Source organism: Cognatiyoonia sp. IB215182 (genome assembly GCF_033963905.1).
In the GTDB taxonomy this organism is placed as follows: Bacteria; Pseudomonadota; Alphaproteobacteria; order Rhodobacterales; family Rhodobacteraceae; genus Yoonia.
The window spans coordinates 416,905-432,148 of record NZ_JAXBMB010000004.1 but is presented as its reverse complement, the minus strand read 5'-3'; the positions used below and the strand labels follow the sequence as shown (position 1 = coordinate 432,148).

Annotated in this window: 13 protein-coding genes; 7 read left to right on the top strand and 6 right to left on the bottom strand. The window is 58.4% G+C overall.

The annotated features are described in order from the left end of the window. Positions 1-439 precede the first annotated feature (439 nt). From SLH47_RS10840 to SLH47_RS10825, 4 genes are read right to left on the bottom strand one after another with little or no spacing between them, the layout of a single operon-like run. Positions 440-1,636 (bottom strand): acetate/propionate family kinase, encoded by a 1,197-nt coding sequence (locus SLH47_RS10840; protein ID WP_320239511.1) that lies wholly within the window; start codon positions 1,634-1,636, stop codon positions 440-442. Beyond that, complete coding sequence (locus SLH47_RS10835; RefSeq protein WP_320239510.1) at positions 1,633-3,042, bottom strand: bifunctional enoyl-CoA hydratase/phosphate acetyltransferase; 1,410 nt, start codon at positions 3,040-3,042, stop codon at positions 1,633-1,635. Before SLH47_RS10835 ends, SLH47_RS10840 begins: the two co-directional genes overlap by 4 nt. Further along, entirely contained in the window at positions 3,032-3,154 is a 123-nt protein-coding gene (locus SLH47_RS10830) for a hypothetical protein (protein ID WP_320239509.1), read from the bottom strand. Before SLH47_RS10830 ends, SLH47_RS10835 begins: the two co-directional genes overlap by 11 nt. A gap of 3 nt (positions 3,155-3,157) precedes the next feature. Then, positions 3,158-4,864 carry a PHA/PHB synthase family protein gene (locus SLH47_RS10825; protein WP_320239508.1) on the bottom strand — a complete coding sequence of 569 codons (1,707 nt, stop codon included), beginning with the start codon at positions 4,862-4,864 and terminating at the stop codon, positions 3,158-3,160. Positions 4,865-5,216: 352 nt separating this feature from the next. On the opposite strand from SLH47_RS10825, the gene SLH47_RS10820 reads away from it, so the two are divergent. From SLH47_RS10820 to SLH47_RS10790, 7 genes are all read left to right on the top strand, one after another. Beyond that, positions 5,217-5,837 carry a hypothetical protein gene (locus SLH47_RS10820; RefSeq protein WP_320239507.1) on the top strand — a complete coding sequence of 207 codons (621 nt, stop codon included), beginning with the start codon at positions 5,217-5,219 and terminating at the stop codon, positions 5,835-5,837. A 118-nt stretch (positions 5,838-5,955) separates the two neighbouring features. Further along, the gene (locus SLH47_RS10815; protein WP_320239506.1) at positions 5,956-6,408 is read left to right on the top strand and encodes a GAF domain-containing protein; all 453 of its coding nucleotides are present in this window, start codon (positions 5,956-5,958) and stop codon (positions 6,406-6,408) included. A 93-nt stretch (positions 6,409-6,501) separates the two neighbouring features. After that, entirely contained in the window at positions 6,502-7,080 is a 579-nt protein-coding gene (locus SLH47_RS10810) for a helix-turn-helix domain-containing protein (RefSeq protein ID WP_320239505.1), read from the top strand. A gap of 81 nt (positions 7,081-7,161) precedes the next feature. Then, entirely contained in the window at positions 7,162-9,612 is a 2,451-nt protein-coding gene (locus tag SLH47_RS10805) for an FAD-dependent oxidoreductase (protein WP_320239504.1), read from the top strand. Positions 9,613-9,624: 12 nt separating this feature from the next. Continuing rightward, positions 9,625-10,500 (top strand): homocysteine S-methyltransferase family protein, encoded by an 876-nt coding sequence (locus SLH47_RS10800; protein ID WP_320239503.1) that lies wholly within the window; start codon positions 9,625-9,627, stop codon positions 10,498-10,500. A 2-nt stretch (positions 10,501-10,502) separates the two neighbouring features. Then, positions 10,503-11,447: a GlxA family transcriptional regulator gene (locus tag SLH47_RS10795; RefSeq protein WP_320239502.1), complete on the top strand. Its 945-nt coding sequence runs from the start codon at positions 10,503-10,505 to the stop codon at positions 11,445-11,447. A gap of 94 nt (positions 11,448-11,541) precedes the next feature. After that, on the top strand, positions 11,542-13,992 hold the full coding sequence (locus SLH47_RS10790; RefSeq protein ID WP_320239501.1) for an FAD-dependent oxidoreductase: 2,451 nt from the start codon (positions 11,542-11,544) through the stop codon (positions 13,990-13,992). 7 nt (positions 13,993-13,999) lie between these two features. On the opposite strand, the gene SLH47_RS10785 is transcribed toward SLH47_RS10790, so the two are convergent. Then, positions 14,000-14,533 carry a hypothetical protein gene (locus tag SLH47_RS10785; protein ID WP_320239500.1) on the bottom strand — a complete coding sequence of 178 codons (534 nt, stop codon included), beginning with the start codon at positions 14,531-14,533 and terminating at the stop codon, positions 14,000-14,002. Positions 14,534-14,652: 119 nt separating this feature from the next. Then, the gene (locus tag SLH47_RS10780; protein WP_320239499.1) at positions 14,653-15,225 is read right to left on the bottom strand and encodes a TetR/AcrR family transcriptional regulator; all 573 of its coding nucleotides are present in this window, start codon (positions 15,223-15,225) and stop codon (positions 14,653-14,655) included. Positions 15,226-15,244 lie beyond the last annotated feature (19 nt).

Sequence of the window (15,244 nt, the reverse complement as noted above, 5' to 3'; positions counted from 1 at the left end):
ATCACATTCGAGGAGCGAGCTATGAAAGCTTAAGGTGCCGTCCACGAAACCGGCAGCAGGCCACGGAGTTCGCGAAGGAGAAAAGCATGGGACGGAGAAACTACACCCCCAGAATCTGAGAGCCCAATTGGTCGTCAGCGATCTGGTTAGTCATGAGATCAAGGCGCGTGCGTAACCCACAATGGCCACGGCCCGCGAGCCGATAAACAGGCCGAATACATATCAGCGACTACCGCTCGCCACGCCAAAATCTCAGTTGCGAACAGCAGCCGGTACATACCTTTGAGCTCCTTGCCGACCTTCCTTTCACGCCAAATCACCCGCCGCCATAGTGAATTAGGGGAAAGACGCGCCTTATAGGAAGTCTTCTGTGGACCGGGCTATAAAGGTGAGTACCGGACGACAGGACCAGACATACACAATCGTTCGACGGTATCGTTCAGGCAGACCGAGTTTGGGCGTGTACCGGATTGACCTTGGCGCCACTGGCCAATGCATGGTGGACCGCGCGAGCGATGATCCGCTCTTCATCTGTGGGCACGACCATGACGCGGGCGGCTCCTGTGCCGATGTCCAGAGCGTTTTCTGCGTTGGCGGCATCATCAACCACCAATCCCAGATACCCCAAACCCTCCACGATCCGTTCCCGGATTGGTGCGGCATTTTCCCCAATGCCTCCGCAAAAGACCAACGCGTCAATACCTCCCAAAACGGCGGTCATCGCTCCGACCTCGCGGCGGGCGCGGAAGACGTAGTAGTCGATGGCCTCCGCTGCTTCAGGCGCGTCCGAGGAAAGGAGCTTGCGCATGTCGCTAGAAATACCAGACAGACCCAAGAGACCGCTTTCCTTGTAGAGCATGCGCAGGACGTCCTGCGGATCCATACCCTGCTGATCAATGAAATAAAGCAGCACGCCCGGATCGATCTGCCCGCAGCGTGTGCCCATTGGCAGCCCGTCAAGCGCCGAAAACCCCATGGTCGAGCCAACGCTTTTGCCGCCGCGCACCGCACACATGGAGGCCCCATTGCCAAGATGGGCAATGACCATGCGCCCCTTATGGAGTTCGGGGTGAAGCTTTTCGATCACGCCGGTCACGTATTCATAACTCAGCCCGTGGAACCCATAGCGCCGCACACCTTCATCGTAAAACCTCCGCGGGATGGCAAAGGTGTCATTGGCCCAAGGGTGGCCGCGATGAAACGCGGTGTCGAAACACCCGACCTGCACCGCTTCGGGAAACGCCGCTTGGGCAGCCACGACACCCGCCAGATTGTGCGGTTGATGCAGGGGGGCGAGTGGGGCGAATTCTTCCAGTTGCGCTAAGACCTCCGCCGTCAACACCATCGGGTCCGCAAAATCCGGGCCGCCATGCACGATCCGGTGGCCAATACCGGCAATGCTGAGGCCGGGCATGTTCATCCGCAGGGCGGTGATCACCTGATCCAGCGCCTCAGCCGGGGTTGTTGCAGGCACAACCTGTTTGCTCTTCACGCCATCCATATCGAGGATCAACCTCGCATCCGCGCCGATCTTGTCGACCTGGCCGTTCAGCAACATCACAGGCTCCGCTGCATCCTCATACAACCCGAATTTGAGCGAGGATGAACCGGTATTGAGCGTCAGGATCCGTCTCATAGGCCCCGCGCCTTGTTAAAGAGCACCGCAATCGCGGCAGACGCGATCCGCGTGCGTGTATCATCAGCGCGGCTGGTCAGGATGATGGGGACCTGCGCGCCAAGGACGATGCCAGCGGCTTCGGCCCCGGCGAGATACATCAGCTGCTTGGCGATCATGTTCCCGGCCTCAAGATCAGGCGACACAAGAATATCGGCCTGACCGGCGACTGGCGATGTGATGCCTTTCGTGGCCACCGCCCGCATTGAGATCGCGTTGTCAAAGGCCAAGGGGCCGTCCAGCACGCCACCCTTGATCTGGCCCCTGTCGGCCATCTTGCACAATGCGCCTGCCTCGACAGTGGATTGCAGGCGCGGCGTGATCGTCTCAACGGCAGAAAGTAGCGCGACCTTGGGTTCCGCGATCCCGATCGTGTGGGCGAGATCAATCGCGTTTTGCACGATGTCCGCTTTGGTCCTGAGATCCGGCGCGATGTTGATCGCGGCATCGGTGATCAAAAGCGGCTTGGGATAGGTGGGCACGTCCATCACATAAACATGGCTCATCCGCCGTTCGCTGCGCAGACCGCCCTGTTTGGAGACGACGGCGGACATGATCTCATCCGTATGCAGCGCGCCCTTCATCAGCGCCCGCGCGCGACCGTCCCGTACCAACGCCACCGCTGCTTCGGCAGAGGCGTGGCTGTGCTCGGTATCGATGATCTCGACGCCGCCGAGATCAAGTGCCTCAGCCGCAGCAACATCCTTGATCCGTGCGATTGGCCCAACAAGCAGCGGCTCAACCAGACCGATGTCGCGGAGCTTCAGCGCCGCAGCGAGGCTGTCTGCGTCGCAAGGATGCACGATGGCCACCGAAAGAGGCGGCAATTTGCGCGCCTCTTCGAGCAAATTGTCATAACCGCCGCCACGCTGATGCATCACCAGATCGGGCATCACGACACGCGGGCGCTTGATCTTTTTTTCAGGCGCGATCACCACCGCCTGCCCGCTGATCACGGGCTTGTCGTCGCCGTTGGTGCAAATGCAATCCAGCGTCAGCCGCTTATTCTCCTCGTCCTTTTCGGTGACGGTCACACGCACCGTGACGGTGTCACCAACGCCAACAGGTTTCAGGAATTTCAGTGTCTGGTTCGTATAAATCGTCCCCGGCCCCGGTAGTTTGGTGCCCAGCACGTTGGAGATCAGCGCCCCACCCCACATACCGTGTGCGATGACTTTGTGGAAAATGTCGGCTTCGGCAAACTCCTGATCCACATGGGCAGGGTTCACATCGCCAGAGACGGCGGCAAACGCATCGATATCCTGTGCGGTCAATGTGCGGACAAGCTCGGCACTGTCGCCGATTGCAATCTCATCAAAGGGACGGTTTTCGATATAGCCCAGGGCGGTGTCGTGATCAGATGACATGATGCGCCCTTTCGATATAGGCGGTGTTGCCGATAGCTGACCGCGCAGAGGCAGAAGCTATCCCGAAGCCATTAAGCAGACAACCGGTGAGGAAGTTGGTGTTGGGCAACATGGGTTACTCCATTTTGACGTAGGACCCTGGCGCGTCCTCCAGCGCGCCAGTGATTTTGGGTGGATTGATCTTCTTGCCCGAACGCTCGGACAACCAGGCGGCCCAGGCGGGCCACCAGCTCCCTTCATGCAAACTGGCCTCCTCAAACCAGTCTTCGGGGGTCAGGGCTTTGTCCTGATCCCGGATCGTATGCAGGCGGTAATGGCGCCGCGGGTGGCCCGGCTTTGACACAACGCCCGCATTGTGCCCGCCATTGGTCAGCGCGAAGGTGACATCTGCATGGCCAAGATTGTGAATCTTAAACACAGATTTCCACGGCGCGATATGGTCGGTTTCGGTCCCGACACCAAAGACGGGGATACGGATATCGCGCAGCGACACCCCATGGCCATCCACGTGGTAGCGCCCGGCGGCAAGGTCATTGTTCAGGAACATCTGCCGCAGATATTCGCCATGCATGCGCGCGGGCATTCGCGTGCTATCGGCATTCCAGGACATCAGGTCGTTCATCGCCGCGTCGCCATCGCCCAGCAGGTACTTGCGCACCATCTGCGACCAGATCAGATCGTTTGAGCGCAGCATCTGAAACGCGCTCATCATCTGGTTCGCATTCAGGTAGCCTTGCGCATCCATGATATCTTCAAGAAACGAGACCTGGCTTTCGTTGATGAACAGCATCAACTCACCCGCCTCGCTGAAATCAGTTTGTGCGGCCAGAAGCGTCATACTGGCGAGCCGGTCATCGCCATCCCGCGCCATGGCAGCCGCCGCGATGGATAACAATGTGCCACCAAGACAATACCCCACCGTGTGGATTTTCCTGGCCTTCGTAGCATCCGCAATTTGGTCAATCGCTGCAGAAGGTCCCTGATGCAGATAGTCGGCCATGCCCAGTTCCGCGTCCGCGGCATCCGGATTGCGCCACGAGATCGCAAAAACCGTAAAGCCCTGTTCAGTCAGGTATTTGATCATGGAGTTTTCTGGACTCAGATCGAGGATGTAGTATTTCATGATCCAGGCCGGGATGATCAGGACAGGTTCAGGATGCACCTTGTCCGTCACGGGCACGTATTGAATCAACTCGATCAAGTGATTGCGGAAGACAACCTTGCCCGGCGTGACGGCAACATCGCGTCCGACTTTCTTGGTGGGCTTGGGCGCCTCGTCATGCATCCGTTTTTGTATGTCCTGCCAGAAGGCGGAGGCACCGCCAACAAGGTTGAAACCGCCCGTTTCAAAGGTCCGCGCGATTGCCTCCGGGTTGGTGGCCAGAAAGTTGCTGGGGGCGAAGGCATCAAGCATCTGGCGCCCCAGAAACGTCATCGCCCGATCATGTGCCGGGTTCAGGCCGGGCACGTCTGACGTCGCGGCGTCGAGAAAGTCTTCCATCAGCAAAAATGCCTGTGCCATCGCTGCAAAGGGGGCGCTGTCCCAGCTTTCGTCGCGAAAACGGCGATCTGTCCCCTCAGGTCGGACGGGCCGCGCCTCCAGCTCAGACGGGCAGCCATGGGCGACAAAATTCGTCCAGAGCAGCCAGTTCTCTTGTGCCTTGCGCATGAGTGTGAGTTGCTTGTCCGGCGCGCTTGCCAGATGCACCGCCCAGTCTGTCCACATTGTGATCGTCGCTGCCGGGGATGTGCCCGCAGTCAACCGCGCGAGTGACTTGCGCAAGGCGTGCTGATCTTTTGCATTTGCTTGCACATCGCCCATCAACCTGCCCCTGTGAAATCTAGCTTTGTTAACGAAATATTAAGCTTCGAGTATGAAGGACTTAAGACGATTTCGCAGCTGCAGCATGAGTCGTGGATTTTGCCGCCAAGAATTTCGGCAACTTGCTCTGGACAGCTTGTGAGTTGCTACTTTTTTGGGCGACTCGGTCGCTATGAGCGCTTTTCGGTCGGCATCGTTCGCAGTTGCGGCATGGTTTATTGCGCGACGTCAAGCAGTGTTGAGTGGCCAAATAACAACATTCTATGCTAAAGCCGGTTGCAAAACGGGATGTTAAACTGCACAGATCGCGTTTTCGTCCTATGTCCAAGTAAAGAATGTCGGATCTTCTGCCATGAACTTTTTCCGAAACGCTCTGCTCGTCGGCACAGCATCAGCTGCCACAGCGCTATGTATCGCCGCAACATCGGTTCACGCGCAAGCCGTTGACATTGCGGCACCAGAACGCACTGTCACCATCCGTTTTGAATATGGCGGCGACGGAATCACTGGACAGCTTATCAGCTTTGAGGAGAATAAGCTACGGATTGAAACAACCGTAGGTACGATTACCATCCCGGCTGAAGACGTGTCCTGCATCGGTGCCGCATGTCCCGAATCACTGCGCCTTGCTGTAGAGGCATCACCCATTGTTCTGACATCGCTTGATGGGCAGATTACATTGTCGGGCGACCTACTTGAAATCGCGGGCAATGAATATGTGGTGGCGACAGCCGCTGGCGAGTTGCGCATTGAGACCGACAAGGTCACTTGTCAGGGCGAGGGCTGCGTTGTGGAAGTCTCCGCCCCTGTCTTCGGTGGCCCGGTTGTGCTGACAAACGGCGCCACTGAGATCTCGGGCAACCTCGTCGGGGTCGACGAAACGTCCTACCTCGTTGAAGTTGAGAATTTGGGCGCGATCCGCGTCCAACTCGACTCTTTCACATGCACGGGTGAAGGCTGCCCCGCCGGTTAGGCGCGCTGAATGGCCTTGGCTAGGCCCAAGCAGCATGATCCAACTGACAACCGATTGACCCACCTTCATTTCGGTGATCCAGATGCCTCAGTCGCAAGAAAGCCTGAGGACAGCAAACATGCGTGTGGATTACGAAACGCTGAACAATACAATCGCATCGCTGACAGAAGGCGAGACTGATCAGATCGCTTTGATGGCGACGGTCGCATGCGAGGTCCACCACAGCGACGCCCGCTTTGACTGGACCGGTTTTTACCGGGTCGTGGCGCCTGAACTCTTGAAGATTGGACCCTATCAGGGCGGCCATGGGTGCCTTGTCATCCCGTTTAGCCGCGGTGTTTGCGGTGCTGCCGCCAGCACCGGTCGCGTCCAACTTGTCCCCGATGTCGATGCATTTGAAGGTCACATCGCTTGTGCAAGCTCAACAAGATCAGAACTGGTTCTGCCGATCTTTGACGCATCAGATCAACTGATTGCGGTATTTGATATCGATAGCGACCAGCCCGACGCCTTTGATGAGGAAGACGCGACCGCCCTGTCCCAGATCTTGCATCAGGTCTTCGCAAAATAGAGCGAAAAATATGGGTTTTCTGAAGAGTCGTGAAAGAATAACGTTGATCTTCAGAATTCGAATGACCAGAATGAAATTTGACGGGGTTTTTTCATGGCTGAGACGATGCTTGACGCAGTCGCCAAACAACGCACGCTGGGGGCCGATATCCGCGCATTACGCAAGGCGCGGGGAATGACCCTGACCGATTTGGCATCCGCAATGGGCCGCTCGGTTGGTTGGCTCAGCCAGGTTGAACGCGACCTATCCAATCCAGCAATTGTCGATCTGGGTAGGATGGCCGAGATTTTGGATGTCTCGGTATCGAGTCTGGTGCAGACCGGAGCGGAACCCGGAGAGGAAGGCATTGTCGTCCGTGCTGATGCGCGGCGACCGATGGGCAGCCGCACGGAGGGGCTAACCGAAGGATTGCTGTCACCGGATCTGACCGACGACTTCGAGATGGTGCATTCGCATTACGCACCGGGTGCTCACCTTGCTTCCCCCTTGAGCCGCCCGACCCAGGAGGTCGGCTATGTGATCAAGGGACGCATCGATTTCATGATGAATGGCCAGACCTTCCGCCTCCGGGCGGGTGACAGCATTCGGCTGCGCGGACAAGAATTCCTGTGGGCGAATAACTCTGGCAAGGAATGTGAGATGATCTGGGCCATCTCACCTCCAGTTTACTAAATGACATGTACCTCAGCCAATCGCGCCACCCTATGCGCGGATGATGCGGCGCATGTCCTGCACGAAGATGGGTGAAACGTGATGGCTGACTTTCCAACAACGGCACGAGTTGTAATCATTGGCGGCGGTGTTGTGGGGGTATCGACCCTCTATCATCTGGCCCAAAAGGGCTGGACCGACTGTGTTCTTCTGGAAAAGAACGAACTGACGGCGGGCTCCACTTGGCATGCGGCGGGCAACTGTCCCAATTTCGCGCCCAACTGGGCCGTCATGAATATGCAGCGCTATTCGTTGGAGATGTACCGCACACTCGCCGACGATGTGGATTACCCGATGAACTACCACGTCACCGGCGCGCTGCGGCTGGGCCATAGCAAGGAACGCAGGCAAGAGTTTCAGCGCGTTGTGGGCCAGGCGCAGGCCATGGGCCTGCCGCTTGAGATGATCAGCCCAAGCGAGGTGAAGAACTACAACCCGTTTGTCGAAATCCATGACCTTGAAGGCGTACTGTGGGACCCGCTTGATGGCGATATCGACCCCGCGCAGTTGACCCAGGCGCTGGCTAAGGGCGCGCGCGATTTAGGCGCGCGGATTGAGCGGTTCTGCCCGGCGACAGGTGTTTCGCAAAGCGATACGGGCGAATGGATCGTTCACACCGACAAGGGCGACATCAAGTGCGAAAAAGTGGTCAATGCCGCTGGTTACTATGCCGCGCGCGTCGGTGAATGGTTCAAACCCTATGGCGGCCGTGACGTGCCCATGGTGGTCATGTCGCACCAATATTTCCTGACCGAGGAAATCCCCGAGATCGAAGCCTGGACCAAGGAAAACGGCAGAAAGACACCCATGATCCGCGATGTCGACAGCAGTTATTATCTGCGGCAAGACAAGAACGGTCTGAACCTTGGCCCCTATGAACGGAACTGCAAGGCGCATTGGGTCACCGCTGACGACCCGATGCCGGAAGACTTCAGCTTTCAGCTTTACCCGGACGATCTTGACCGGCTGGAATGGTATATTGAGGACGCGATGGCACGTGTGCCGATCCTGGCTACAGGTGGCGTTGGAAGAAACATTAACGGTCCAATCCCTTACGCGCCTGACGGGCTTCCGATGATCGGCCCCATGCCGGGCGTGCGCAACGCCTATGAGGCGCATTCCTTCACCTTTGGCATCGTGCAGGGCGGTGGCGCGGGCAAGGTGATGGCCGAATGGCTGATCGAAGGTGAAACCGAGCTTGACATGTGGTCGGTCGATCCGCGCCGCTACACCGATTACGTCGACCATGATTACTGCCACCAGAAAGCGCTTGAGACCTACGGCCATGAATACGGGATGCATTTCCCGCACAAGATGTGGCCTGCCGGTCGGAACAAGAAACTCTCACCCAATCACGACAGGCTGATCGCGGACGGCGCGGAGATGGGCGCCTTCAATGGTTGGGAGCGGGCCACATGGTTCGCTCAGGAAGGCGAGGATACCTCGGTTGAAAGCACTGAAACGTGGGAGCGTGACGGGCCATGGAAGGCTGGCATCGCACGCGAGGTTGAGGCCGCGACACATGGTGTTGCCGTGCTCGATATGCCGGGCTTTTCCCGCTACAAGCTGACGGGTGACGGCGCTGCGGAATGGCTCCGCGGCCAGATTGCTGGTGCGCTGCCCAAGGCAGGCCGCATGAACCTTGGCTATTTCACGGATAATCGCGGACGGATCGTAACCGAAGTCACCACTATCCGCTGGGGTGAGGATGATTTCTGGCTGATGACCGCCGCCGTCGCGCAATGGCACGATTTCGAACACCTGCGGGATCGTCTGGCGGATGGGCTGGAACTGACCGACATCACAACGGAATGGTCCACGCAGCTGGTCAGCGGCGCCAAATCCCGTGATCTGCTGGCAGGCCTGACAGATGCTGATCTGACAACCGGATGGCTGACTATTCAAGAGGCCACGTTTGCAGGCAAACCGGCCAAGCTTTTCCGCATCAACTTCTGCGGTGAGTTGGGGTGGGAGGTGCATACATCCATGGAAGACAGCGCTGCGGCGTACGCAGCCATCCGCGATGCGGGCGCCAAACCTTTTGGCATGTTTGCCCTCAACGCGATGCGCATCGAAAAAGGGTATCGCACGTGGAAAGGTGATCTTTCTTCAGATTACAGCCTGCTGGAAGGCGGGCTGGAACGCTTTGTCCGGTTCAACAAGCCGCAGGATTTCCCGGGCAAGACAGCACTGCTGAACGAAAAGCAACAAGGGCGTAAGAAGGGTTTTGCGACCATGACGCTCGACAATCCAGGCCCCGCCGACGCCCCTTACATGTCGCCCATCTGGTCGAATGGAGAGGTTGTGGGCGAGACGACGTCGGGCGATTGGGGTTTCCGTGTGAACAAATCGGTCGCTCTGGGCATGGTGCGGTCAGATGCCAACATCGTCGGCGGCAAGGTCGAGATCGAGATCTATGGCGAGAAATACGCGGCGACGATCCACGAAGATCAACCGCTCTGGGACCCTGACAATGCCCGTATCCGCGCCTAAGAGGAAACGGGAATGACTGCGATCACCCTGCTTGATGGCGGCATGGGGCAAGAGCTGATCCATCGGGCAGGCGACAAGCCAACGCCGCTTTGGTCGACGCAAGTCATGGTGGATCACCCCGGTCTTGTCGCCGAAGTGCACGCCGCCTACCGCGCGGCAGGTGCCACGGTCCACACGGCCAACACCTATGCCATCCACAGGGATCGGCTGGTGGACACGCCGCTGGCCGACAAGTTCGCGGACTTACATGCGGCAGCCTTGGCCGAGGCGCGGGGTAGCGGACGGATCGCAGGGGCCATAGGACCGCTTGCCGCCTCTTACCGACCCGACATTCACCCTGATCATGAAGTTGCTGTGCCGCTTTATGCCGAAGTGGCCCGCCTTTTGGCGCCAGATGTTGATCTCATCATCTGCGAAACCGTCGCGTCAGTGGCCCATGCCCGCGCGATCCTTGAAGGCGCAAGGGCTGCGGGCAAACCCATTTGGCTGGCGCTTACGGTCGATGATGAGGATGGGACAAAGCTGCGTTCCGGTGAGCCGTTGGCCGACACACTGCCCCTTGCCGAAGCGGACGCCGCCGCCATTCTGGTCAATTGCGCCGCACCCGAAGCGATACCGGCGGCAATGGATGCGCTGGCACGCGGCGCACTGCCCTTTGGCGCCTATGCCAACGCCTTTACCCAGATCACCAAGGAGTTTCTGCAAGACAAGCCAACCGTCGCTGCGTTGAGCGCGCGCCGCGATATCGGACCGGAAGCGTATGCGCAATCGGCATTGGGCTGGATCCGCCAAGGGGCAACAATCGTCGGTGGGTGTTGCGAGGTCGGCCCTGCGCATATCGCCGCATTGGCAAACGCAATCAAGTCAGCAGGGCACACAATTGAGTAGTCATGCAAACCCCAACGCATTTTGACGTCTTCGTCGCCGACGGCTTTGTCCTGACAGAGCTGGCGGGCGTGGTCGACGTCTTGCGACTGGTCAATCGGATCAGCGCAAGGCCCATCTTCGAATGGCATTTCAGGTCCCTAACGGGTGGCACGATCAATAGCAGCAGCGGCGCGATGGTATCCACCACGCCGCTGCCCGCACGCCCCAATGCAGATTACTTCGTCGCGCTGGGCAATAGCGACGCCAACGCGCGCGACCTGTCCCTTGGTGCCACCATCGCCACCTACAAGAGCCGCCAGGCGCGCGTTGTACTATTGGCCGAGGCGGCAAGCCGTTACATCGCCGAAACAGATGATGAGGCGGGGCTGCACACCACCCATTGGGAAAACCGCGCGGTCCTGTCTGAACGCTATGGCTTGTTTGAGACGCAATCTGCCCTCGCTGCTGACACAGGGCCGGTCATCACCGGCGCCGGTATGGGGGCGACCGTTGATCTGATGTTGTCGCTGGCGGGTCACCATGTGCCCTCAACCGTCTTGATGACGGTATCGGACGTGCTGTTGCACGAACGCATTCGCCACCACAGCACGCTGCAACCTTTCTCCGGCCAGTCGGTGCTGGCCACCGGCGATGCGGCTTTGGACGCAGCAATTGCGCTGATGCAGAACAATATCGAGTTTCCCATCCCAATCAGCCTGATCGCCGACGAGACGGGGCTGTCCAAACGTTCGCTTGAGCGGAAGTTCAACCGCCTTTTGGGCACCACACCAAATGGCTATTACCGTGCCTTGCGGCTGAACAAGGCCAACAACCTTCTTCTGAACACCGACATGCGGATTCACGAAATCGGCCTCGCCTGCGGCTTTCCCAGCGGGTTCACAACGATCTATCGTGAGACCTTTGGCGTGACCCCCAATGCGGCGCGCAGGAAAGGCCGCACGCCATAGCGGATTTGCGTCACGCCTGACGTTTTTTGCGCAGACGTATGGGTCGTTTCGCGACACATTTTGGCAAATGCAAAGCTGCCGAGGGGTTTTTGAAATGGTGTCGGTTCCGTCTCATGCGCGGGTTGTGATTATCGGCGGCGGTGTTATTGGCTGCTCGGTCGCCTATCACCTGGCCAAGCTGGGCTGGAAAGACGTCGTGTTGCTCGAACGCAAGCAACTGACCTCTGGCACAACATGGCACGCGGCAGGGCTGATCGCGCAATTGCGCGCGTCGTCCAACATGACGAAGCTCGCGAAGTATAGTCAGGAACTCTACGGAAATCTGGAGGCGGAAACGGGCGTCGCCACAGGGTTCAAACGCTGCGGGTCGATCACCGTTGCGTTGACCGAAGAACGCAAGGAAGAGATTTTCCGGCAGGCCGCCATGGCGCGCGCCTTTGGTGTGGACGTGGAAGAGATCACGCCGGAAGAGGTTAAGGCAGGCTACGAACATCTTAACATCGATGACGTTACTGCTGGTGTCTATCTGCCGCTTGATGGTCAAGGAGATCCGGCGAATATCGCTCTGGCGCTGGCCAAAGGGGCGCGTCAGAACGGCGCTAAGGTGATCGAAAAGACGCTTTTAACCAGTGTCAAACGCGTTGGGCGCCGGATCACCGGTGTCGATTGGGCGCAAGGTGAAGAAACCGGTCACATCGCCTGCGATATGGTCGTCAATTGCGGCGGCATGTGGGGCCATCAGGTGGGTCGCATGCTGGGCGTCAACGTGCCGCTTCATGCTTGTGAGCATTTCTACATTGTCACAGAAGCAATAGACGGGCTGACCCAGATGCCCGTTCTGCGCGTGCCGGATGAATGCGCCTACTACAAGGAAGATGCGGGCAAGATGCTGCTTGGCGCGTTTGAGCCGAATGCCAAGCCCTGGGCCATGGATGGTATCCCCGCTGACTTCGAGTTCGATCAACTGCCCGAAGACTTCGACCATTTCGAACCCATCCTCGCCGCCGCGATTGAACGCATGCCGATGCTGGAAGAGGCGGGCATTCATACCTTCTTCAACGGCCCCGAAAGCTTTACGCCCGATGACGCCTATCATCTGGGTTTGACGCCCGAGATGGACAATGTCTGGGTCGCGGCGGGCTTTAACTCCATTGGTATCCAATCCGCAGGTGGTGCAGGCATGGCGCTAAGCCAATGGATGGAGAGTGGCGAAAAACCCTTTGATCTGGGCGATGTGGATATCGCCCGCATGCAGCCCTTTCAGGGCAACAAGACCTATCTCTTTGAGCGCTCCAAGGAAACGCTCGGCCTGCTTTACGCCGACCACTTCCCCTTCCGCCAGAAAGCGACCGCGCGCGGCATCCGGCGCACACCGTTTTACGCGCATCTGCTGGAGCGGGGTGCCGTCATGGGCGAGCTTGCCGGGTGGGAGCGTGCCAATTGGTTCGCGCGCGGCACGCAGGAAGCGAAATACGAATACTCTTGGTCGCGCCAGAACTTCTTTGACAATGTCCGCGAAGAGCATATGGCGATCCGCCAGAATGTCGGCATGTATGACATGTCATCGTTCGGCAAAATCCGGGTCGAGGGGCCGGATGCAATCGCGTTCATGAACTATGTGGGTGGCGGCAATTACGACGTGCCGGTGGGGAAGATCGTCTACACGCAATTTCTCAATCACAGCGGCGGGGTCGAAGCGGATGTGACCGTGACAAGGATTGAGCCCGATTGCTTTCTCGTCGTCACACCTGCCGCGACCCGCCTTGCGGACCAGACCTGGCTGCGCCGCCACAAGGGCGATTTCAACGTGGTCATCACTGATGTGACAGCAGGCGAAGGTGTGCTGGCGATTATGGGCCCTCGGTCACGCGACGTCTTGCAGGCCGTCTCACCCAATGATTTCTCGAACGCCGTCAACCCGTTCGGCACCGCGCAGGCGATCGAGATCGGCATGGCGCTCGCCCGCGTGCACCGCGTCACCTACGTGGGTGAATTGGGATGGGAGGTCTATGTCCCCACCGATATGTGCGGGCATGTGTTTGAGACATTGGCCGAAGCGGGTGCCGATTTCGATCTGCAGCTTTGTGGCATGCATATGATGGATACTTGCCGGATGGAGAAAGGCTTTCGCCATTTCGGGCATGACATCACGTCCGAGGATCACGTGCTCGAAGCTGGGCTCGGTTTTGCGGTGAAGACCGACAAGCCTGATTTCATTGGGCGCGATGCGGTCCTGCGCAAACGCGAGACCGGTTTAGAACAGCGGTTGATGCAGTTCAAACTGACTGATCCCGAACCCCTGCTCTACCACAACGAACCGGTGCTGCGGGACGGTGAGGTTGTGGGATACCTGTCATCAGGCGGCTACGGTCACCATCTGGGCGCGGCAATTGGCATGGGCTATGTGCCTTGCGCCCAGCCAGGTGAGAAAGTGGCGGACATGCTGGCTAGCAGTTACGAGATCGATGTGATGGGTACGAGGGTCGAGGCGGAGGCGCAGCTCAAGCCATTCTACGATCCCGCAAGCGAACGTGTGAAGGTATAGGCTCCGGTCAGCGGCTGACTGAATACTGCATCGAGGCCCATCGCGGCGCCAGACCACGCAGAAAAGCGTGTACGCTTGCCTGATGTTTTGACACATCCAGATCGCTCAGCCAGCTTTCGGTCAGCGCCGTGTCGGATGAGAGGGCATGTGCAAATTCGCGAGCTTTCTCGCGCTCTTGCGGTGACAACGGTAACTTTTCTACCTCTGCCAAAAGCATCAATAAGTCATGCACCTTCAGCGCCACGAGAAACGCCTTCGTCATCCGCGTGATCAGCCTCGGATCATCGCGCCAATCACGGCCTGCAAAGCACTCCTGAACGACGCGTTGCCCGGCCCCATTGCACGAAAAGCCGATGCAGCCAGAGAAACCCTTCGCCTGCCTCTGCGCATGTATACTGCAGGTCGCATTGGGTCCGATGTGCGCGCAAGGCATGCCGCTCGGCTTGTCGCAGGCAAACGCGGCAGAACGGTCAAATGCCAGCGCCACACAGCACAAAGCAGCGCAGCGCGTACAATCGTCGCGCAGCAAGTCGGGGGTCATCGTGGGTCCCTTTTTGGTTGTTTGATATTGGCCCTGAATTTGCAGCGCCAAACAAAACGGGCCGCATAGATATGCGACCCGATGACTATAATTTAACCGAAAAGGCGTCTTCGGTCAATTCAGCTGACACTGTAGCCCCCATCCACCGTGCTGCCTGTGCGCATCAATGCTGCGATCCCCGCAATCTCATCTTCTGACAACTGGCTGTCGTCTGGAAACGGCATCATCAGCCGTCCTATCGCCGCCCAGTAGAGAAGTTTTGCACGTGGGGTCGCTTCGGCAGGTGTAACACCGCATGCCTGCAAAAGCTCATCAGCGTAGGCGATGCGCGCGTCGTCCACCTCTTTCACCCCGGCAGCGACTTGCGCGTTGACCGTCGCCCAAGACCGCATCGCACGTTCAAGCCGTTCGCCGGATTTTAAAGTGATCGACAAAAGCGCAAACAAAGTGTCCTGCGGTGTCGCATGGGTCTTCAAATCAGCGATAAGCGGCAAGGTCGTTTTCGCGCTCCAATGCCGCATGATCGCGGCGTGAAAATCGGCAAGGCTTTCAAAGTGATAATAGAAACTGCCACGTGTCACGTTCAGCTTCTTTGCCAGCGGTTGCGCCTTGAGCGCGCCATAGCCTTGCGTCGTCAGTTCCTTCAGCGCGCAGTCAAGCCAATCGGTCGGGGTCAGCTTATCGGTACTCATGGCGTTGACATACACATAT